This is a genomic window from Pseudoalteromonas luteoviolacea, from assembly GCF_021654285.1.
GTDB lineage: Bacteria > Pseudomonadota > Gammaproteobacteria > Enterobacterales > Alteromonadaceae > Pseudoalteromonas > Pseudoalteromonas luteoviolacea_J.
On record NZ_JAKFZS010000047.1, the window covers coordinates 1 to 22,238 of the forward strand.

Genomic DNA, 22,238 nt, shown 5'->3' on the forward strand with positions numbered 1-22,238 from the left:
TTCAAACAATTAATGCCTAACTGATCGGCATTAGCACTCAGTGCTCCTTTTGAAGTAATTCATTAAGATGTGCTTATGCTTTACGCCAAGTCGTTTTTCCAGCACTGTCTTCAAGTACGACACCCAGCGCAGTTAAAGCATCTCTCGCCTCATCAGCGGCAGCCCAATCTTTATTGGCACGTGCATTGTTACGCTGCTCGATCAAGGCTTCAATTTTCGCCACTTCATCTTCATCTTGATCACCTTGTAAGAAACTCTCCGGCGTCTGTTGAGCAATACCTAATACTTCAGCCAATTTCACCAAGATATATGCGTGCTCACCTGCGGCTTTGACGTCAGTGTCTTTTAATAAGTTTACTTCTTTGGCCAGCTCAAAAATAACAGGTAAAGCTTCCGGCGTATTGAAGTCATCATTCATTGCAGCTTCAAAACGTTCTGCGTAAGCATTGCCCTTTAGCTCAACTTCCACCAGCTCTACACCGCGCAGAGCCGTGTAGATACGCTCTAAAGATGAACGAGCTTGGTCTAAGTTTTCTTGTGAGTAGTTTAACTGGCTACGATAGTGACCATTGATTAGGAAATAACGTACCGTCTCGCGGTCATAGGCTTTTAATACTTCACGTACAGTAAAGAAGTTGCCTAAAGATTTAGACATTTTTTCTTTGTTAACCTGGACCATACCTGTATGGATCCAAGTATTTACGTAACAGCCATTGTTTGCGCAGCAAGACTGTGCAATTTCATTTTCATGGTGTGGAAACTGTAGATCTGAACCGCCACCATGAATATCAAATAAATCCCCTAAGTGCTTAGAGCTCATTGCACTACATTCAATATGCCAACCAGGTCGACCTTCGCCCCAAGGAGATGTCCAAAATGGCTCGCCCGGCTTGGCTTTTTTCCATAGTACAAAGTCAAGTGGATCATCTTTGCCTTCAGCCACTTCAACACGCGCACCGGCTTGAAGCATATCTAGGTCTTGCTGAGATAGCTGGCCGTAATCTTTGAACGTTGAAACATCAAACAATACATCGCCGCTTTTTCCAACATAAGCGTGCTTTTTAGCAATTAAACGCTCGATCATTTCGATGATCTCATCCATATGACCCGTTACTGTTGGCTCAATGTCAGCAGGTAAGATATTTAATGCTTCAAAATCATCGTGCATAGCTTTGGTCATACGCACAGTCAGATCGTTGATCTCTTCTTTATTCTCTGCAGCACGCTTGATAATTTTATCGTCTACATCCGTGATATTACGGACATATGTGACGTCGTAACCTAAATAGCGAAAATAGCGGTTGATTACATCGAAAGATACATATGTGCGTGCATGACCTACATGACAGAAATCATAGATTGTAATACCACACACATACATGCCGACTTTGCCTTCAACAAGCGGTTTAAATTGTGACTTTTGACGTGTCAGTGTGTCGTATATCTGCAACATGTAGTGATTTTCCTAAATTCGAGTTTGAAACCTTTGCATCATATCACTTGAAAAAGCTCGTCACCACTGTAAAAAGGCGAATTTTACCCTATCTAGGTAACAAAATTTAAACAGCAAAACTGTCAAAGTTATTTCAATACTTTGTAGTTCAGCAGATGTACTATAAAATAGCGTTTTAATCTTATCATTGTAATTCAAGGACCCATTATGGTTGTTTTACAAACAAACTTCGGCGAAATCAAAATCGCACTATTTGAAAAAGAAGCACCTTCTACAGTTGCAAACTTCAAAAAATATGTTGAAAGCGGCTTTTACACTGGCACTATCTTTCACCGTGTGATCGATGGCTTCATGATCCAAGGCGGTGGTTTTGAGCCTGGTATGAGTCAGAAAGAAGTTGACGCGCCTATCCAAAATGAAGCAAACAATGGTCTTGCTAATAAAGTTGGTACTCTTGCAATGGCACGTACGCCAGATCCTCACTCTGCAACAGCTCAGTTTTTCATTAACGTGAATGACAATGACTTCTTAAACTTCTCAAGCGAAACGTCTCAAGGTTGGGGTTATTGCGTATTTGCTGAAGTTGTTGAAGGCATGGACGTTGTAAACAAGATCAAAGGTGTTGCAACAGGTTCATCTGGCTTTCATCAGGATGTGCCACTGGACGATGTAATCATCGAAAGTGCAACCATCACTGAATAACACTGACTAAAAATATGAGCGCTGCGGCGCTCATATTTATACAAGAGACATCATGCGCAAGACCTACTTTATTTCTGACCTTCATTTAACCGAACACAGACCAGACATTACCAACGCCTTTTATAACTTTTTAGATGCTTATATAGACGACAGTGTAGATGCGTTATACATATTGGGTGACTTTTTTGAAGTTTGGATTGGCGATGATGAAGGCGATCCACTTGCAATTGAAGTCGCTAAACGACTCAAAGCCATCAGTCTTACAGGTACAAACGTGTACTTTATTCACGGCAACCGTGATTTTTTAATTGGCGAACAGTATGCCAAGTTATGTGGCATGACTTTATTACCTGAGCAAGCTGTGATCGACTTATACGGTACGCCTACACTGATTTTGCACGGTGATGAAATGTGTACTCAAGATATCGAATATCAAAAATTTCGAAAAAAGAGTCGCGGTTGGTGGTGGCCCAAATTAATGCTCGCAATGCCGCTTTGGTACAGACGCAGAGTAGCAAAAAATGCCAGAGCAAAAAGCAAGCTTAATCAACAAGGAAAAGCGCCCAGTATATTAGATGTGACAGACGACGCAGTCGCCAATATGTTTGAAAAATACAGTGTACAGCACATGATCCACGGCCATACACACAGGCCAAAAGTACATAAAAATAAGTTCACTAGAACAGTGCTAGGAGATTGGTATAGTCAAAGCTCATATTTACTTGTGACAGAACAGACTCAATCTTTAGAACAACACGCTTTTAGCGAATAAAGTACCTAAGTACTTTACTCGCTCAATATTGAACACCTTGTCGCAGTCTATGCTGCTTTAGAAAAAATAGACATTGGCGTAGATACCAGCTTGTAAAAGCTCCAATGAACCGGTTTCGTGCGAGATACTGGGTTTGACAGTAACTGTGCGGCATAATCATAAGATCCATGTTTAATATGGCGTTTAGCCAAGTCGCAAATATGTGCGCCAACATACTTTAATACCATCTGCTCTAACTTCGGTGAGATACGCCCTGCTTTCACATCATCCAGCAAACGCTCAGCAAATGGACATAACTCTTTTGGTGGAGCCTTGTCACACGCACTGTTTTGAGTGCCTTGAAAGTAAAAACTTTCAATTAACGGTGAGTAGGCAATACGCGAGTACAAAGCAAAGTTAACATAAAAGCTCTGATCTTCTCCCATCCACTCACCGCGCGGGAAGCCACCTAATTCATCAAATGTCGACTTTCTTACAACAATACTCGACATGGTAAACGGTAAGTCCCCACTTGCTGCGACCGCGAAATAGTTATCCATTTCATAGCCGTTAGCATCCCATTGAGTCAACGCAATTTTTGCGTCTTTATAATCATTATCACCGTATACTTTCTGGTAACGCGTTGCATATAAGCCCATATTTGGGTATTGATTAATTAAATCTGCAATGCGATTTAAGAAAAATGGTGACCATGTATCATCAGCATCTAAAAAAGCAATAAACTCATTCTTGGCAATATTAGCACCTGCATTACGGGCTTCTGATACACCTTGGTTTGCCTGCTTCACTAATTTTACGTTACTGATATTTAAAGCACTGACAATATCAGCACTGTCATCTGTAGAGCCATCATCAATGATAATGATTTCATCTGCTTCATAGCTTTGAGCAACCACACTGTTAATTGCACGCTCAATGCAATCACGCTTATTGTACAGAGGGATAACAACTGAGAATTTGATGCTGTTCATATTCATTGCTCCAATTATTCATTGATAATGCGACCGCTTGCTCTACTGGTAGTGTTGGTGCTACACAGTGACCCGATACAACCTGATTTGTAATATTGATAACCTCTAGTGGGTCATAGTCATTGGCATCAAATTGATACATATCTGCCATACCTACCTGCTTTGACCATTGCTTACATTTGCTGTGGTACTGCAAGTTGATAAATGGCGTATCCACCATATAGGCATATACTGCTGCATGCAGCCTCATGCCAATCACTGCTTTAAACATCGCCATGCTTTGTAGTAAGCGCAGCGGGTTTACTGTGTAACGAATGCGCTTAACTGTTACATAACTTGGCATTTTACGAAGAATTTGCTCATGCACATTGTTATCGCCTAATGTGCTGTGGTCGTTAAAATCTACAAGGTAAATGTCTTCACGTGTCATTTCCCAAATAGCAGTCATCAACTTCACCGCTTTTCTGATTCTTGCACGTTCACTTAACTGATCTGCTTCACCAAAAGCGTTAATCGCTTGCTGACAGAAATTAAACGCGACACCTCTGCGCTCAATTGATTGAATTGAATTGCCGAAGTAATGTAACAGTGAAGGTGCCAAGTCAAATGTCTGCGCTATATTGGCATTCGGTGCAATCGCTTTGGCAATTTCAAAACTTTTCGCATCTCTTACACCAGTGAAGTGACATTTGTTTAAAAACTTCGCACACTGCTTTTCATCTGCTGTTGTTTTGAAATCCTCAATCCCAACCCCAACGGCATAGCTAGACTGCTTGCCACACAAAGAAATCATATGACACTTTTGTGCAATGTCTCTGCTTGAGTGCAATACAGAGCCACCACCAAAAACAATTTTCTTTGCATTAAATGCACGTTTGTAATGCGTTACTCTTTGGTGTCCTCTAAACAACATCGGTGCTTGACCTTGTACCTCTAGCTGTCTCACTAAGCCATATTGATTGCTGGCATTAACAGCGATGTTGTTACTACCGAATGTGCTTTTTGCACCTTCTATACTTGCTAACATCAGCGCATCGTCTCCGCTGTTGCGCATGCCGTAGTAACCAACAACATATATGTCGTGTTTGCTTTGCATGTGTAGTCCTCAACTCTGTGTCTATACCTAGATATTGCAGGGGCTGTGCCAAAACAAGAAATAATTTTAAACCAATAAATATCAACAACTTAAAAAATATTAAAAATAAATACTGGGTATTTTCACTATGAGAATTTGCAGAACGAAAATGCAAAATGCGGGGATTTTTAAAATAAAAAAGCCAGTAAATAAGTTACTGGCTGGATAAAGTGAAGGGATTGAATTTTAATATGCACCTTTTGCACCTACTACACATGGTACGGTTTTTAGTAAAATCTTAACGTCGCTCATAATGCTCTGCTCAACTATATATTGCTCGTCCAATTGCACTTGCTGCTCAAACGTCGTATCAGCACGGCCTGTTACTTGCCAAAGACCTGTTAGCCCCTGCTCTGAATTTAAACGTGATAGTTGTGCTGGTTTGTATTGTGCAACTTCCATCTCTAGTGCAGGTCTTGGACCGATTAACATCATGTCGCCTCTTACAACATTCAATAACTGCGGCAACTCATCAATCGAATATTTACGAATGAAACGACCAATACAAGTGATACGAGGGTCGTGGATATACTTCTGACATACGCCCTCTCTAGCACTGTCTTTCTGGTCAGGCGCTTGGAAGCGCGGGTCATCCTGCATATACATTGAACGAAACTTGTACATAGTGAAACGACGACCAAATTTACCTACTCTAGTTTGACGAAATACTACAGGCCCTTTGCTTTCTAGTTTAATCGCTAACATCAATAGTAATAATAGAGGGCTAATAGCTAATAAGCCTAGCGCTGCAACCGCTCTTTGGAACCACACAGGAATGCCATGGTGGACACCGTCAATGTGGTGTTTTGTTACTTTCTTTGCTGTTTGAGTTGATGCAGCTGTCACGTTTGTCGCAATTTTAGTTGTGATATCCATGATTAAAGCCCTCTGATAGATTGTTTTAAAATGAAAACTCGGAATAAGAACACTGGGTTGCCAATAACATAGCGATTGAACTTGGTTTTTGGCTCTTGCATTAAACGCCATACCCACTCTAAGCCCATTTCGCGCATCCAGAGCGGTGCTCTTGGAATTGCCCCAGAAAAGAAGTCAAATAAACCACCTACAGCCAATGCACACTGGCAATTTAAACGATGTTTGTTTTTAGCAAGCCATAGTTCCTGGCGAGGTGATCCTAGAGCCACCAGCAAGATGGTCGCTCCGCTTTGATTGATTTGTTCGATGATGTCGTCGTCGCTGTTGAAATAACCGTGTTGCGTGCCGCGAATGTCTAAGCCTGCATATTTTTCTTGCAGTGCCTCGCCCGCTTTCTCAGCAACACCTTCTTTTGCTCCTAGCAAAAATAATGATTGTTCTGTTTGTACAGCCTGCTGACACAACAGTGGTAACATGTCAGTACCGTTAACATTGTCCGCTAAATCAATACCTGAATGCTGTGCCGCTATTCGCATGCCAGAACCGTCAACAAAGTTGTTATCGCTAGCACACAGCGTGCTGTGTAATGCTTTATTGCTCGCAGCCAAGTTAATTGAATTCACATTAAGGAAGTAACCGACACGGCAGCTTGTCTGTGTTTGCTCGCTTTGACATACCCAATTAATCGCATCGTGCATTTTGGTATTCGCGAACGGTATACCAAACATCTGGCTGTTACCTTGTGTACTGCCACCTTTTTTATACAGCGCCTTACACACAACTAACTTTAAAACCATCATCGCATCTTGAAGGCAGTTTTGCTTCGCCTGAGCTTCCAGCAGGGTTAGCTTATCACTTGCAACTAGACCTGTAGCGCGATGTAACTGCAAACAATCATATAAACCCGCTTTTTCGCATGGTGATTTGAAGCGCTTTACATTTGGGATTGACGTTGTGCCGCGAATAATGGGGGTGCCTACAAAGTGAACTTGACCCATTGCGACGTTAATAATGTTTGCGCTCGATTTGAATGGACCCACTTGCCAGCTGTAAAGCTCAACTACTTCACCACCGATATCAATCCAGTTTTCACTTTTGATTGGTGCCTTTAAAACTAGCATGCTAAATAAAATGTTTAAGATGTATAAAGGAAGCAAAGCGACCATCAAAACGATTGCAAATGTAAATCTAATTACATTGCGTGTTGCACTTGTTTTTTCTGTCGATGCAATCTGGTGTTTGTTAGTTTGAGCAGCCATGTCACCACCTCCATAATCTTTGTTGTAGAGGTAGTTGCGAGGACTGTGCCAAATGAAATAAAAATTTTAAAGCTCTGAATTATCTTAACTTAATTCAACTTTGCTATTTTAGAGTGAATAGAATTTCTTAATTTGCAAAGCACAACGAAAAGTGTTTTTTTAATTTAAAAAATATGAGGGCAACTATTCGTTATACTTACCTACTACTTACTAAATTGCGGATAAATACGACGAACTCTGTTAAATAACGCTGGCAGTTTACTGTTAACAACGGTGAGCTTTTTACCTTGTTGCTGGGCATCATTAAGGTCGCACTTAAGCAACAACTTACTCACTTTAAAAATGATTTTATGGACCATTTTATCAAAAAAGCTATTTTTCAAAGGACCATAATTAAAGTGACGAATATAATCCGCCATGTCTTTAGAGTGCGTGTTATTCCATTTATCCGAAATCAACTGAAATCCATCGATGCTTTTAGCAAAATGCGCGACATGCCCATTCTCCCCCCAACCAATTCCTTTCGACTCGGCCACTGGGGTTTCAATCGCGCCAAGCACTTGTTCAAACCACGCGATTGCAGCTGAAGTATTGTGCAATAACATCACGCCTGAATTGATTTCGCCACTAAAACCGTGGGCCATATAAATGAATTTATCAGCAACAAGTAGCGATTCAATCTGTGGGCAACCATCTTGTATGAATGCATCAGCATCAACAAACAACACATTAATATAGCCCGCCTGTAACGCAGCTTTTAAAAGTAACAGTTTAAGCCAGCAGCATTCCACACCTAAAGAGGTAAATAGAGGCCGAGCGATAACCACATAGTCATACCCCATTTTTTTTGCATATCGCTTTTGACTTTTTATACAGTGGCTGTAACGCCATTGGTAACCATTCAAAGCTACGCTAAATACCAGAGTCTCATTTTTATTCTTTGCCATTTACCGCTCCTTAATCTAACTTCGTGCCTTTTTTAAATAAAGCAAACTCAACTTAAGTTTGCACAAGAAATATTTTTTCATTTTAAGAAATCTAAAAAATATGCGTATTAATTTGCAAAAAAAGCCTCATTCGAAACACAAAAAAAAACACAAAGCACTGTAATTTAACCACTTTATTTTCTGGCACAGTTGCTGCTCTTGTCTTATCAACTTAATCGAAAACAAGGTCTACACGTTATGAGCTATTTCACAAAGATGTGCGTTTCTGCTGCACTTTGCACCGTGGCATCAAGCGCGGTTGCTGTACAGCTGGTCGATGGCAACTACGTATGGCAGTTCCAATCTGGGCAAGCTTGGCCAGCTGGATATAACCAAAACACAGGCAAACCAGACAGCTTAATTTACGCACGCGACGAGTATAGTAGTGATTTTTTCCAACGTATCAGCAATGCGTTACCCGAAGCGCAAGTAAATGAGGCCTTCATAACTGGTGACAGCGGATCTACTATACACTTAGTAGAAGAAGCGGAAGTCTTTATTACCTTTATTCATGAAGGTGCAGGATATAAGAATTCATTTGGTTACTTCACTTTTGACCCAGACAACCCTCCAACTTCAGCGGATCAAATACAAGAGACCATCGTATTTCCTAACTTAAGCTATCCACATTTGACCAACGGTCACCGCGTTAGTATCGGCACACACCCTGCGGGCACCAGTATCGGCTTTTTCGTCGCAGCAAATGGCTTCTGGTACTACACCGGAGTGAAAAACTGGCAGATCCCTTACTACTATTCAATTTCATCGCTCAACCCTGAACCGACTGAAGACTTAAGACAGCATTGCGTGCTTTTATATGATGAGCAAGAGCAAGAAGTGGTTATTGGTTTCGAAGACTTACCGCGCACTTGGGGTGACAACGACTTTAACGATGCCGTTTTCAGTGTCCAAAGTAGTCCAGGCACCGCTATTCAATCGAGCAATCTTGTTGTCATGCCTGAAGCCAACGACAGCGACGCAGATGGCATACCTGATGAACAAGATGAATTTCCGAATGATTTCAGACGTTCACACAGCCAGTATTTCCCTTCACAAACCGGTGTGTCAACACTCGCTTATGAAGATAATTGGCCACAGCGCGGTGACTATGACTTAAATGATTTAGTGGTGAAGCAACGCATACAAACAACTTTTGATGCCAACAACGAGGTCAGCGGGTTTATTTTACATGGTTGGATCACTGCCCGTGGTGCCGCATATGAGAATGGCTATGCGCTTCGTATATTAGACTCAGCACCTGCGCTGATTGAAAAGGCCACTGTCACCATTGACGGTCAGGCGTTTGAAAAGAATGTTGAAGAGTATCAAACAAATGCCGTGTTACAACTTTGGAGCAATACACAGCTATTCACTCAAACCGGTGAATCAGGCAAGTGTACGCACTTTAACACAGTGAAAGAGTGCAGCTATTTTGAGCCAATACCGTTTACACTCGATGTGACATTTGAAGCATCTCAACCTTCACTTAGCATCGCGGACTTAGACTTCTTTATCTTCAGAACAGCAGATCGCACCATTGAAGTTCACATGGCTGACTATCCGCCAACAGACTTATTCGACCAAACGCGCTTTGGTAAGGTGGATGACTCATCAGATCCAAGCCTAAATCGTTATTTCAGAACGGCTGATAACTTGCCTTGGGCACTGACAGTGAGTGAAGAGTTTAACTACCCACGTGAATATATTGATGTGCTATGGGCATACCCTAACTACGAGACCTGGGTTGAATCAAGCGGTGCACAAGCACAGGATTGGTACAAAACCAGTGACAGAGACACCCACTACTACATGCCAGAATCAGAGTAATTAGGAGCGTACCATGAAAACAGTAACTAACTTAACCGCAATGTTCAGCATCACCTTACTTGCTACTCTGATGACAGGCTGTGGAGGCGGAGGCGGCGGCTCTGAATCAAGCTCGCCAGCACCCACTGCGACACAAACCAGTACGCAACCTGCTGCAACAGCAAATACAAGTACAGCTGCGAATGAACCACAGCAAACAGAGCCGGCACAAACACCAGCACAGGAGCCTGCGGCAACAATGGAAGACTTCATGCCACAGGCTGAGCTTAAAGAGTCTGCAGCAACAGACTCGACAGATCTCTATGTGATGCCTGATTTTAAATTTAGAACCAGCGATGAAGTCACAATGGAGTTCAGTGGTGAAAACGTGTTTGGTGAATCATTAGCAGGAAGAACCATTAAAATTTATTCGTTTGATGTCGAGGTTCCGTCTGTTGAAGACGAGTTAATGGGCAATAAAGCGCTTGTTGCCACTTTAAGATTTAATCCATCTGGACAGCTACAGCACACTCTCACGTTACCACAGACGGCAAAAACGATGCTGGTGCGCGTGGATAGCATGTTAGAGACAAACCAAGTGCTGTTTCCGCTCGATTCAGACGAGGCAATAGTCCATACATTTAAGTAAGCTCTCCAAGCCAAAGTGTGCTCTGCTTACGTGGAGCGCACTTTATTCCACCTCTTCACACGCCCCTCATCCTGTCACAACAAAATTGTCGGATCTTTATACGTTAGTCAGAATCTTTGTCTATGCTTGTTGCGGTTATATTTATCGCATCGTGATAAATATTAAATATCCGCTACTTTCTAACAAAAGTCTTTGGAACTCTGAGAGTTACACTGCTATATCTTAATAGAGAACAAAAATTAATAAAGGAGCGCTTGAATGGATAAAATAACAGGACTTAATATTTTGCTAGTTGATGACGAGCCACATATTTTGCGCTCACTCAGCCGAGCATTACGCTCCGATCAATATCATATTCATACCGCTGAAGGCGGACCTGCCGCTCTTGAGATTTTGGCGAATGAGTCCATCGATGTGGTCGTCACTGATAAAAATATGCCTGAGATGACAGGCAATGAACTACTCGCCATTATCGCTGAACAATACCCAGACACCATTCGCATTATGCTCACTGCTTTTACCGAGCAAGCTGCGCTCATTGACGCGATAAACCAAGGGAAAGTTTGGGGCTATATGCAAAAGCCATGGGATAACGATAACCTCAGGATCACCATTGAGCAGGCACTACAGACTAAAATGCTCATTGCTGAGCGCAACATGCTGCGCGCCAGTCTAAAGCGCTATAAACGAGAACATAGATCTCAGTTCCAACGCTTTATTGGCAGCTCTTTAGCAATGCAAGTTGTGTATAAATGTATCGATAAGGCTGCGCCGAGTCGTGCTAATGTGTTTATCACCGGTCCCAGTGGAACGGGTAAAGAACTGGCTGCCGAGGCCATTCACAACCTAAGCCCTCGTCACAACAATGAGCTTGTCTGCATTAACTGTGCGGCGATCCCGTCAGAACTGATGGAGTCCGAAATTTTTGGCCATATTAAAGGCGCGTTCTCTGGCGCAACCAATAACCGCGATGGCGCAGCAACGCTTGCAGATGGCGGCACGCTATTTTTGGATGAAATTGGCGAAATGGATATGGCACTTCAAGCTAAAATTCTTCGCTTCATTCAAACGGGCACTTTTCAACGCGTCGGCAGCGGCAAGGTCGAAAAAGTCGACGTGCGTTTTGTCTGTGCGACTAACCGCAACCCACTTGAAGCCATTGAGCAGCAACTGCTGCGTGAAGACCTATTTTATAGACTGAATGTCATCGCGATAGATATGCCCGCCTTGTCTGATCGTGATGAAGACCCTTTGCAAATTGCACTCTTCTATCTCAACAAATTTAGCGAAATGGAAAATAAGCTTTTTGTCGGTTTTTCAAAGCGTGCAGAACAGCTCATTTTGAATTATGCCTGGCCTGGTAACGTCAGACAGCTAGAAAATCTTATTCACAGTGCCGTGGTGATGTCTGACGGGCCCATGGTAAGTGAAGAGACACTGATGCAACAATTACATTTAAAACCCAGTGAAGAGCTCTTCAAACCTAAAGACAAGTCATCCGCCAATGCCATACCTACCAACGGTGCAGCACCATCAATGAGCACAGCAACGCCCGATGCTAGCAATATTGTGCCACTGTCAGAGGTTGAGCGCTTCGCCATTGAGCAAGCTTTATTGGTCTGTGAAGACAATGTAGTCAAAGCCGCGGGATTATTAGAAGTTAGCCCATCGACCTTGTATCGCAAAATACAAAAATGGGAGCCTTAGCAGCAATAGGCACTTTGCAAATTAAAAAATATCTGCATTGCAAATTGCGAGTACAGTGTCATTTGATAAAGCGTAAAATTACAAAATAAATAGATATAACAAAAAGTTAAAAATAAAATCAGAGTTGGCGTAATTATTGATTGATATAGGTATCACTTAAAACCGAGTAAACCGGATGCAATCAAACAAACATTCACTGAAGCTCCTACTGCGTAACACCTCTTGGCTGGTGGGTGCAGAAGTCGTAGCTAAAGCTACACGCTTACTGAGCATCATGGCAATGGCAGCATTTTTGGTCCCAGTAGAATATGGCGCAGCCATGTTGGCACTGAGCATTCATGAGGTCATTCGTTTACTGTTACGCTCTGGCACCGGCGCGCAAATCATTCGCGCAAAAGAAAATGAATTACCTGATTATCTATCAAATGGTTTGTGCATACAGTGGTTACTGTGCATTGCGCTTTTCTTCGTACAGTTGCTTGCAGCCTATGCAACCCAATGGCTTTTCCCGGAACATGACATCACCACCTTAGTGGCGTTAATGGCCTTTACTTATTTAGTATTTCCAATAGTCAGCACCCGTGCGTTTTTAGTCCAACGCGACAACCGTATGGCTCTGTTTAGCATGATCAGCAGTTGTTGCATCATCTTAGAGAACATCACCATTGCCGTTGCGCTGTATTTTGATGCAGGCTTGTTATCGATTGTTTACGCAAAGTGGGCATTTGCGCTGCTATGGCTTGGTGCTTTTTCACTGGTTGACACTCTACCTCATAAAATAGGCTTCAAGCGCGATACCTTTTTTTATTTACTTGGTTCTTCTACGCAACTCGCTGCTGCTGAAGGTCTGCGCTCACTGCGTATGAACATGGACATTTTCATTGGCGCAAGATTACTCTCCCCCGAACTGTTTGGCCTTTATAGCTTTGCTAAAAGTGCAGGAATTGGCCTTGCCATGTCAATCAGCCAGGCTTATATCACCGCACTATACCCATATGTTTGCCAGCAACAAAAAAATGCACAAACGGGCAATTTAAATCAAAAAATCATGTTGGTTACCGCTGCCGTATCTGCCATTTTTGTATGCCAATCAGTTTTGGTGCCAGTCTATGTACCGTTTCTTTTTTCAGCAGATTGGCAGGCAAGTTTTACAACAACCAGTTTATTGTGCCTTATTGCAATCACGACAGTATGGTCAGACACCTACAGTGCAATGCTACGCAGTAAAGGCCTATTTAAGTTAGAAACACAGCAATGTGCATTCTGCCTTATCGTATCAATCATCGGTGTATTGGCTATCGCACCACAGCAGCCAGACACATTTGCCCTAGTTTTACTTTTGAGTAGCATATTGTGGCTGGTATTTCCTGCCATCAATGTACTTCTTGTCAAATTCAGCGCCATCAAAGCCGCCTAAGGAGCTTGCTATGACTACTTTAATCAAACCAACAGTTAGCGTCGTTATTCCTATGTACAATGTAGGTAAATATATTGAGCACAGCATCGGTTCGGTACTGAAGCAAACTTATCAAGATTTTGAAATTTTATGTGTTGATGATGGCTGTAGTGATGATACTCTGGCTAAAGTCGCACAGTTTGATGACTCACGCATTCAGGTCATTCAGCAACTTAATCGTGGCCTATCGGGTGCTAGAAACACTGGAATTCGAGCAGCGAAAGGTAAATACATTGCCCTACTGGACGCCGACGATTTCTGGTCAGCAAAAAAATTAGAATTACATGTCGCACACTTAGACAGCAACCCTAAAGTGGGTGTGAGCTACTGCCCATCTCTATTTGTGGATGAAGACGGTGCGCCTCTTGGCATTGGCCAATTCCCCGCTTTAACAGGCATCACCACAAAGCAAATTTTTTGCCGCAACCCTGTCGGTAATGGATCTGCTCCGGTCATCAGAAAAGCGGTATTTGATGCAGTGGCCTTTCAAGATGGTATGCGTGCATGGACACAATACTTTGATGAAGAATTGCGTCAGTCTGAAGACATCGAGATGTGGTTAAGAATGGCGCTAGATACTGATTTTGAATTTGAAGGTATTGCGCAGCCACTGACTTATTATCGCGTCAATGCATCGGGCTTATCATCTAACCTGCATAAGCAATTTACCAGCTGGCAGTATGCAGTTGACCAAAACCGTATCGGCCATGAGGCATTCTTCAATCAATATGCCTCACTGGCAAAAGCTTACCAGCTACGTTATTTATGCCGCCGTGCGATTCAGTCAAGAAACAGTACTCAGGCGATTAAGTTAATGCACCAAGCACTTAAAACTAATTGGCGTATTTTAAAAGAAGAGCCAAAACGCACACTAGCAACTTGGGCTTGTACGTATTTAAGTACATTACCTGCCTGTATTTATAACACCATAGAGAACGCAGCGATGCGCGGTGTTTCATACATTCAAAAGTCGCATTAACGTTTACCAAAAACATTCAATATCCCAAAATAGAAAAACCAGCAGAGGCTGGTTTTTCTATTTTGCAAACACCACTCGATGCAAATTGCAAAAAGCCAATATAAAAACCGCAAAATAACATTGTAACCATCTGTTTTTTAATGATTTCGACAACTGGCCTAATTAATGCTTTATTTAAGACAGTATCTTTCATTAAGGAATAGACTATGACAGTCACCAGCATCACAACAAAGCTCAGTATATTAGCACTTGTGTGCAATATCGCGCTGACTGCTGGCTGTGCACATATTGACGGAACAGTAGAGTTAGAAGATAACGACGACCGTTTTTATGGCCACCCTGATGCACAAGGCACAGTGATTAATCCAGCAGAGCCCGGTACAGTATTCGCAGCCGGTTTAGATTGCTCTGGCGCGAACGAATTTGCCATTTCAAAACAGTATCGCGTTGACAAAGCAATTGTTACACACCCTAACAACCAAGCACCAGTACCAGTACTTGGTGGAAAAGATGCAAATTCTTTACCACTGAGCCCGGGCGACTTGATCGATATTAATATGGAGTTTGGTGAAGGTTTCAATGGTCGCTATATATTAGATAGCTCTGGCCTACTGGAAATGCCTGTGATAGAACCTATTTTTGCAGCGGGTTTGACCACCAAACATTTAAGTGAGCGCATTGAGCTAGCATTGATCAGAGCGAATATATTCAAAGCGCATACGCTTGATGTAAATATCAAAGTACTGAACTTAGCATCCATAGAAGTGCCAGTATCTGGCGCTGTGTTTGAGCCAGGTCGCGTGACAATTAATGCAACGATCCCGTCGCAAGTACAGCAAGAGCGTCTTGCAGCTTCAGGTGACCAAAGTAAAAAGCGTTTATTGTCGGAAGCGGTCAGAACTGCATCTGGTATTCGCCCAGATGCAAAGCTCGACCAAGTAATTTTAATTCGTTCAGGTTGGCAGGTAGAAGTAGACCTTACGGGCATTTTAACTGGCGAGCCGGTAACTGATTACGCATTGATAGCCGGTGACCAAGTCATCGTGCCAAGCACAGGCTGTTTTCAACCTCATTTGGTTAGACCCTCGCAGATCACGCCAAAGGGCTTTAGAGTGTTTATGTCTAACTTGATAGATTCTGCAGAGAGTAATTCAAACGCCGCCATCGGTCGTTTTTCTAGTAGCTTGCCTTATGGTACGCGTTTATTACAAGCAGCAGTCTCTGCCAACTGTGTCGGTGGCAAGTCATATACTAACGCACCTCGTCGCGTAGTGTTAGTAAGCACACACCCAATTACAAAACAGACACAAGTTATTGAGCGTTCAATCGAGCAACTTATGCGTATGCCTTACAGAGATAAAATCAATCCATACGTAATGCCAAATGACGCTATCGCCTGTTACGACTCTGATATCACAAATTTAAGAGACGTGGCGCAAACAGTTTTAGACTTAGTCGCACCATTCAAGGTGTTTTAGGAGGTGTATCATGGGTACAGCACTTCAAGTCACAACGCCATACAGCCGCTTTAGAGCAACGATTTATCGTTGGCTGCGCAGACCATACTTAGCTGCATGTGCGATTAGCTATGTTGTCATTACATTATTGGTGATTGCCTACTTGCAAAAAGCCCCCACATTCAAAAGTGATTTTGACATTGTGCTACCAGGTACAGGTGCAAACAGCCAAGTTAATATCGACGAAGTAGGTCAAGTTGTCTCGTCGACCAGTGCACCATTCGGTAAAGGCTATAACCCACGCGTTAACTACAAAGAGATGATCATGAGTCGTAACCTGCTAGATAGCGCAGCTAAAACAATGAATCTAACAGGTCGCGAGTTTGGCAATCCAAAAGTACGCTTAACCGAGCAAACCTCTATTTTGAATGTAGAAACAACCGGCGGCTCACCACAAATTGCACAAAACAAAGCATGGGCTATCTACGACGCACTACAAGCACAGCTTGACCATTTGCGTGCAGATGAGGTTAAACGTCGTGACGAAAGCATCAAAGCTGTTTTAGACCAATACCGTGAGCGTCTAAATCTAACTCGTAATAATATTATTGATTTTCAACAGCGCTCACTCATTGTTTCTGCTGAGCAATTGCAAAGAGAAACAGCTACTTTGTCTTCAATTAGAGAAAAAATGGTGATGATCCAAGCTGAAATCGGCCAAGGCGAAGACTATGTCAGCCAATTGAGCGTAGATTTAGGTGTGTCACCAGCTATGGCAGGTCAAGCATTTGTACTTCAGTCTGACAGTGAGTTTCGTGGCTATCTATCAGAGCTTACCTCTAGTGCATCTCAGTTGAGCGAATATCGTTCACGTTGGGGAGAGGGTCACCCTAAAGTCAAAGCAGAATTTGCTCGCTTTGAATATTCAAAACAGTCGCTTCGAAACCGCTCGCAAGGTTTGGTGGGTCCAAACGCAGCGCACATATTCACTTCACTAGATTTAAAAAACAACCCAAAACGTGCGCAACTTTTTGCAGATCTTATTAACGCGTATGCTGTTAAAAAAGGCAAAGAAGCAAAATTAGTTCAGCTAGACCAAGCCCAAACGTTGTTAAACGAAAAAATTAAAATATATGCACGAGAAGCTGCAGAGCTTGAGCGCCTTCAACGTGAATTTGACTTAGCAGAAGCGGTATTCACCTCAGCAGCTGCGCGCTTAGAAGCAAGTAAAGCAGATGTCTTCGCTTCATATCCGATTGTGCAACTTATGACGCCACCCTCAATGGCTTTTAAAGCAGTGAGTCCGAAAAAAGGGTTGGCCATTGCTGCGGCGCTTTTTGCGATGATTTTCACATCACTTGCTATATTAATGGTTAACAAACGCAGAGAAATCGTTGCACTCGTTGTTGAGAAGCCAAAAGCAAAAGGATAATGGATGCTACTACTGTCAGCATTGCCAGGAGAGAAAAAAGAATTTGTCAGCTCAGAAGAATTCGTCGTCTGGGCTGGCTTAGTGCTGACCTACCCTTCCTTTTTAACTGGCACACTATACGTCCTCGGCTCGGTGATTGGCTGGATCTTATTTGCCATGGTGATCACCCGCCTCTACGTTGAAGTCGATAAAAAGCATAGCCGCGTTAACCCTATGGTGTGGTTATGGATCATCGCCATGCTGGTGATGCTGGTGGCGCTCATTATTGCCCACTTCAATTGGTCATTAGGCATAGGAAAAACCATAAAATCGTCCATTGGTTGGATGAAAGGTTGGGCGCTTTTAGCGCTATTTCCTTTGATAGGGAATTTAATTCAAATTCGTAAAGAAGTCGTGATCCGTGCTGTTTGCATCATCGGCATTCAAACCCTGATCTTTGCTGTGGTTTCTTTTATTTTTTACTTAGGTCGCTTACCCGGCGATATTTTCCTCTCTCCATTAAAAGTCATCGGCGGGCCCGGGGAAAGCTTTTTCATGGTGAGTTTTTACGGTATAAACCCAGAAACTGGTGCTGGAAGATGGCGCTTCTTCACTCCGTGGGCTCCCGCAGCCGGGTTTATGGCCTGTATCTACCTGGTATTTTGCCTGCAAGAGCAAAACGCGCGTATTCGCCGCTGGGCCATCGCTGGATGCTGGGCCATGCTGCTACTCTCTCAATCCCGTGCGGGCATTGCCATTTTTATTATGCTCTTTCCTATGGTGATGTTCAGCGATAAATTCAAAGAGCCATGGTTTTTATTTTTACTCGGCTTTTTAGTGCCCGTGATACTGTTACTCGGTGAGCCTGTGTATCAATGGGTGATGGACTCTTACGAAGCCGTCAAACAACAACGACCAGGCTCAACGCGGGTACGGCAAGCGTTAGCCAATATAGCCGTACAGCGCTGGGAAGCAGAAGCGCCTATTTGGGGTCACGGTATTGTTGAGCGCGGGCCTAAACTCGTTGAGCGTATGCCAATTGGCTCTCACCATAGCTGGTATGGACTACTTTTTGTCAAAGGTATTGTTGGCGCCATCGCCCTTGCCGTGCCAATGGCGCTTACCTTTATTTACTTTTTATGGAAATCACAAGACTCTAAAACAGCACAAACAGCACTGTGTTTAATGACGGTGTTTATCTGTTATAGCTTTTTTGAAAACTTAGAGATTTTGTCGTTTTTGTACTGGCCCGCGTTGCTATGGTTTGGCATCGTATTCAAAGGCGAGAAAGCATATCGCGCATCAACAAGAAAGCACAGGCAAATAGAGCACTTTCCAAGCAGACGCGCGGGGCGTTAATTGAGTTTTTATGCCGCTACAGGCACACCACTGTGAAATTTAAAGTCTTCATCTGGTGTATCAATTAACGCATTTTCAATGGCTTTAAACTCGGCAATACGCGCAGCCACATCAAAACGTGTCGGATCTGTTGCCTGTGCAACTTGCTCAGCAAGCTCAATATAATCCTGATAGTGACGTGCTTCAGAGCGCAGCAGTGATACATAAAAACGCGCCAGTTCATCATCTAAAAACGGCGCAAGCTTAGCAAAGCGCTCACACGATCTCGCTTCGATGAATGCACCAATAATGAGCTTGTCAATTAACGCAGCTGGCTCAAACGTGCGCACATGCTTGATCATACCCGCAGCATAGCGAGAAGCGTTTAGGCTTTGTACACGTAGACCTCTTTGCTGAATGATCTCAAGCACCTGCTCAAAGTGATGCAGCTCTTCTTTAATAAGGCGAACCATTTTGTCTAATATATCTTGGTTGTAGGCATATTCTGGCTTCGCAGTTAAGCTGCCAATTAACTCGTTTTTGCTCGCTGCAAACGTGCCATCACCTATTTTACGATATACAAAATCCTCATAAGGCTTTACCCAACCCAATAACGTTTTTGCTGACTCATTATCCACGGCATATTTACGAATTAAAAATGCTGCGCTTTGCGCCGCTTTTAATTCACAATGCATGTGGTCAACAAGAAGTCGTTGTAAATTTTCAGGCTTTTTAGCCTCTTCAATCCAACTGTCGGGTGTACATGTACCCAAGAACTCATATATCGGTGCAAGCAAATCTGCGTATTTATCTAGCATCATCATCAAAATATTTCGAACTAATGGCGCAATTCTATCACACACTCACCACACCACTCTATCTTGGCGTAGCGGAAATAAGATGGCTTGATTGTTTAGGATCAAGTACACCCGTCGTTTAACCCGAGTTGCTTGACAAAATTTAACCAATATTTCATATGTTAATTGAAGTTGTGTAAAAAACACTCAAAAAACAAGAGGGGCTTTGTATGATTTTAAACCACCTATGGGGACTCTATGCTCACCCAATTGAGGAGTGGCAGACGATTGACAACCATCATGAAAATGCCAGCTTTAGCCTATCCCATATGATAGTAATTGCCCTGATCCCAAGTATTATGGGATACATTTCTTCTGTTCATTTAGGTTGGGAAATTGGCGCGGGTGATGCTGTATACCTTACTCATGAAAGTGCCCTGCTCATCGCAATTGCTATGTACTTTGCACTGATCATCGGCGTATTCGCACTTGCCTATTTGGCACATTGGATGGCGGTCACCTTTGGCGCTGCACCAACTTTTACGCAAACCCTTGAATTGGCAGCTTACACCTCAACACCGCTCTTTATGTCAGCCATTGCCGCCATTTATCCAGAGCTTTGGTTTGTGGTCAGTATTGGCATCGTCTCTGTCGCCTACTCCGTATACTTACTCTACACGGGAGTGCCTATTCTCATGCATATTCCCGAAGAGAGAGGCTTTATCTACGCCAGCTCAATGGTCACCTGTGGACTAATCTTATTGGTGATCATTCTCGCTGCAACGGCTATTTTATGGACGAATGGCATAATTAGCCCTACATTTACTTAGGGTAGCGTGGTGATTCGCGCTGCCTTTGCTTTTATCCTAAAAACGAAATCAAACTAAAAGGGCGATGGTATTCACCATCGCCCTTTTTTACATATTCAAGTTCATGCGTTGCTTATTCGCCTTCGCCTGTTTCCTGATTATGTAGCTCTAAGCTCGCTGACATCGCTTGCTCACGCGTTGATTTTGCCGAGTCATTTCTCAGTGCATCGATACGGTTTAAGTAATCCTGATCAACATCACCTGTGATGTACTGACCGTCAAATACAGATGTTTCAAACAGACTGATCTCAGGGTTTTCAATGCGAACTGCTGCAATTAAATCTTCAAGTGACTGATAAATCAGACCGTCAGAGCCGATGCTCGCATTGATGTCCTCAAGCTCACGACCATGCGCAATCAGTTCCGCAGCCGATGGCATATCGATACCGTATACGTTCGGGAAGCGTACTTCAGGGGCAGCTGATGCAAAGTAAACATTTTTAGCACCTGCTTCTCTTGCCATTTCAACAATTTGCGCCGAGGTAGTACCACGTACGATTGAATCATCCACTAATAGCACATTTTTGCCGACAAACTCTCTGTCGATGGCATTAAGCTTACGACGTACTGACTTCTTACGCTGCTCTTGTCCTGGCATGATGAAAGTACGGCCAATATAGCGATTTTTCACAAAGCCTTGACGATATGGCAGGTTGAGTACAGAAGCAATTTCAAGGGCGATATCACATGAGGTCTCAGGGATTGGAATAACCACATCAATGTCTTTATCCGCCCACTCACGTTGAATTTTTTCACCTAACTTGGTACCCATATTTACGCGTGATGCATAAACAGACATGTTGTCGATGGTTGAGTCTGGACGAGCAAAATAAACAAACTCAAAAATACATGGCGCTAACATGGTTTTATCTGCACACATTTTTGAGAAGAACTGGCCATCTTCAGTCACGTAAATCGCTTCACCTGGAGCAACATCACGCACGAAGTCAAAGCCATCTGTCGCCAATGCTACGCTTTCAGAAGCAAACATGTACTCAGTACCATTGTCTGTGTCACGTTTACCAAATACCAATGGGCGAATACCATGTGGGTCACGAAACGCTAACATGCCGTGACCAATGATCATTGCGATACTTGCATAACCACCTGAACACTGCGCATTCACTGCGGCAATTGCGGTAAACATGTCATCTGCATCCAGCTTCATTTTGTCACTGCAACCTAGCTCATAAGCAAGAATGTTTAGTAGGATCTCAGAGTCTGATGTTGTGTTTACATGACGTCTAGCCTTAGTAAACAAACGCTCTTTTAACTCTGCGGCATTGGTCAAATTACCATTGTGCGCTAATGAGATACCAAATGGAGAGTTTACGTAGAAAGGCTGCGCTTCAGCAGAGCTTGAAGAGCCTGCTGTAGGGTAACGCACATGGCCAATACCAATGTTGCCCTGTAGTCGTTTCATGTGACGTGTGTGAAACACGTCTTTTACCAAGCCGTTTGCCTTGCGAAGGCTAAACGTATTGTTGTCAATGGTAATGATGCCCGCTGCATCTTGACCGCGGTGTTGCAAAACAGTTAAGCCGTCATACAAAGCCTGATTAACAGGAGATGTTCCGACTATCCCAACGATACCACACATTAAAAAATTCCTCGC

Annotated in this window: 19 protein-coding genes; 11 read left to right on the forward strand and 8 right to left on the reverse strand. The window is 43.1% G+C overall.

The genetic code is table 11. The annotated features are described in order from the left end of the window. Positions 1-73 precede the first annotated feature (73 nt). Positions 74-1,453, reverse strand: coding sequence for a cysteine--tRNA ligase (gene cysS, locus L1077_RS25540; RefSeq protein WP_237139600.1), 1,380 nt, complete (start codon positions 1,451-1,453; stop codon positions 74-76). Between the two features lie 207 nt (positions 1,454-1,660). Here cysS and L1077_RS25545 point away from each other — a divergent pair, with 207 nt between their 5' ends. Further along, on the forward strand, positions 1,661-2,155 hold the full coding sequence (locus L1077_RS25545; RefSeq protein ID WP_237139601.1) for a peptidylprolyl isomerase: 495 nt from the start codon (positions 1,661-1,663) through the stop codon (positions 2,153-2,155). A 52-nt stretch (positions 2,156-2,207) separates the two neighbouring features. Further along, positions 2,208-2,927, forward strand: a complete 720-nt coding sequence (locus L1077_RS25550; protein ID WP_237139602.1) for a UDP-2,3-diacylglucosamine diphosphatase — start codon at positions 2,208-2,210, stop codon at positions 2,925-2,927. A gap of 47 nt (positions 2,928-2,974) precedes the next feature. Here the strand turns inward: L1077_RS25550 and L1077_RS25555 are convergent, their stop codons facing one another. The 5 genes from L1077_RS25555 to L1077_RS25575 form a co-directional block, all read right to left on the reverse strand. Then, complete coding sequence (locus tag L1077_RS25555; RefSeq protein WP_237139603.1) at positions 2,975-3,898, reverse strand: glycosyltransferase family 2 protein; 924 nt, start codon at positions 3,896-3,898, stop codon at positions 2,975-2,977. Further along, entirely contained in the window at positions 3,855-4,994 is a 1,140-nt protein-coding gene (locus tag L1077_RS25560) for a polysaccharide pyruvyl transferase family protein (protein ID WP_237139604.1), read from the reverse strand. The genes L1077_RS25555 and L1077_RS25560 overlap by 44 nt, the downstream gene beginning before the upstream one ends. A 225-nt stretch (positions 4,995-5,219) precedes the next feature. Beyond that, on the reverse strand, positions 5,220-5,909 hold the full coding sequence (locus tag L1077_RS25565; RefSeq protein WP_237139605.1) for a sugar transferase: 690 nt from the start codon (positions 5,907-5,909) through the stop codon (positions 5,220-5,222). A gap of 2 nt (positions 5,910-5,911) precedes the next feature. Beyond that, a complete protein-coding gene (locus tag L1077_RS25570) occupies positions 5,912-7,168 on the reverse strand; it encodes a WecB/TagA/CpsF family glycosyltransferase (RefSeq protein ID WP_237139606.1) in 1,257 nt (418 codons plus the stop codon). A 203-nt stretch (positions 7,169-7,371) separates the two neighbouring features. Then, positions 7,372-8,115, reverse strand: coding sequence for a hypothetical protein (locus tag L1077_RS25575; RefSeq protein ID WP_237139607.1), 744 nt, complete (start codon positions 8,113-8,115; stop codon positions 7,372-7,374). A gap of 237 nt (positions 8,116-8,352) precedes the next feature. Between L1077_RS25575 and L1077_RS25580 the strand changes: the two genes are divergently transcribed. From L1077_RS25580 to L1077_RS25615, 8 genes are all read left to right on the forward strand, one after another. Further along, the gene (locus L1077_RS25580; RefSeq protein ID WP_237139608.1) at positions 8,353-9,981 is read left to right on the forward strand and encodes an LruC domain-containing protein; all 1,629 of its coding nucleotides are present in this window, start codon (positions 8,353-8,355) and stop codon (positions 9,979-9,981) included. A gap of 13 nt (positions 9,982-9,994) precedes the next feature. Next, the gene (locus L1077_RS25585) at positions 9,995-10,609 is read left to right on the forward strand and encodes a hypothetical protein (protein WP_237139609.1); all 615 of its coding nucleotides are present in this window, start codon (positions 9,995-9,997) and stop codon (positions 10,607-10,609) included. Between the two features lie 258 nt (positions 10,610-10,867). After that, positions 10,868-12,316 carry a sigma-54-dependent transcriptional regulator gene (locus tag L1077_RS25590; RefSeq protein WP_237139610.1) on the forward strand — a complete coding sequence of 483 codons (1,449 nt, stop codon included), beginning with the start codon at positions 10,868-10,870 and terminating at the stop codon, positions 12,314-12,316. Positions 12,317-12,491: 175 nt separating this feature from the next. Then, positions 12,492-13,733: an oligosaccharide flippase family protein gene (locus L1077_RS25595; protein WP_237139611.1), complete on the forward strand. Its 1,242-nt coding sequence runs from the start codon at positions 12,492-12,494 to the stop codon at positions 13,731-13,733. Between the two features lie 10 nt (positions 13,734-13,743). Next, a complete protein-coding gene (locus L1077_RS25600; protein ID WP_237139612.1) occupies positions 13,744-14,751 on the forward strand; it encodes a glycosyltransferase family 2 protein in 1,008 nt (335 codons plus the stop codon). A gap of 206 nt (positions 14,752-14,957) precedes the next feature. Further along, positions 14,958-16,229, forward strand: a complete 1,272-nt coding sequence (locus tag L1077_RS25605) for a polysaccharide biosynthesis/export family protein (protein WP_237139613.1) — start codon at positions 14,958-14,960, stop codon at positions 16,227-16,229. A 10-nt stretch (positions 16,230-16,239) separates the two neighbouring features. Beyond that, complete coding sequence (locus L1077_RS25610; protein ID WP_237139614.1) at positions 16,240-17,640, forward strand: GumC family protein; 1,401 nt, start codon at positions 16,240-16,242, stop codon at positions 17,638-17,640. Positions 17,641-17,643: 3 nt separating this feature from the next. Next, positions 17,644-18,978, forward strand: coding sequence for an O-antigen ligase family protein (locus L1077_RS25615; RefSeq protein ID WP_046357912.1), 1,335 nt, complete (start codon positions 17,644-17,646; stop codon positions 18,976-18,978). An 8-nt stretch (positions 18,979-18,986) separates the two neighbouring features. Here L1077_RS25615 and miaE read toward each other — a convergent pair whose 3' ends face one another. After that, positions 18,987-19,775, reverse strand: a complete 789-nt coding sequence (miaE, locus tag L1077_RS25620) for a tRNA isopentenyl-2-thiomethyl-A-37 hydroxylase MiaE (protein WP_237139620.1) — start codon at positions 19,773-19,775, stop codon at positions 18,987-18,989. A 209-nt stretch (positions 19,776-19,984) separates the two neighbouring features. Between miaE and L1077_RS25625 the strand changes: the two genes are divergently transcribed. Continuing rightward, positions 19,985-20,584 carry a Yip1 family protein gene (locus L1077_RS25625; RefSeq protein ID WP_237139615.1) on the forward strand — a complete coding sequence of 200 codons (600 nt, stop codon included), beginning with the start codon at positions 19,985-19,987 and terminating at the stop codon, positions 20,582-20,584. A 112-nt stretch (positions 20,585-20,696) separates the two neighbouring features. On the opposite strand, the gene purF is transcribed toward L1077_RS25625, so the two are convergent. Then, positions 20,697-22,223, reverse strand: coding sequence for an amidophosphoribosyltransferase (gene purF, locus L1077_RS25630; RefSeq protein WP_237139616.1), 1,527 nt, complete (start codon positions 22,221-22,223; stop codon positions 20,697-20,699). Positions 22,224-22,238 lie beyond the last annotated feature (15 nt).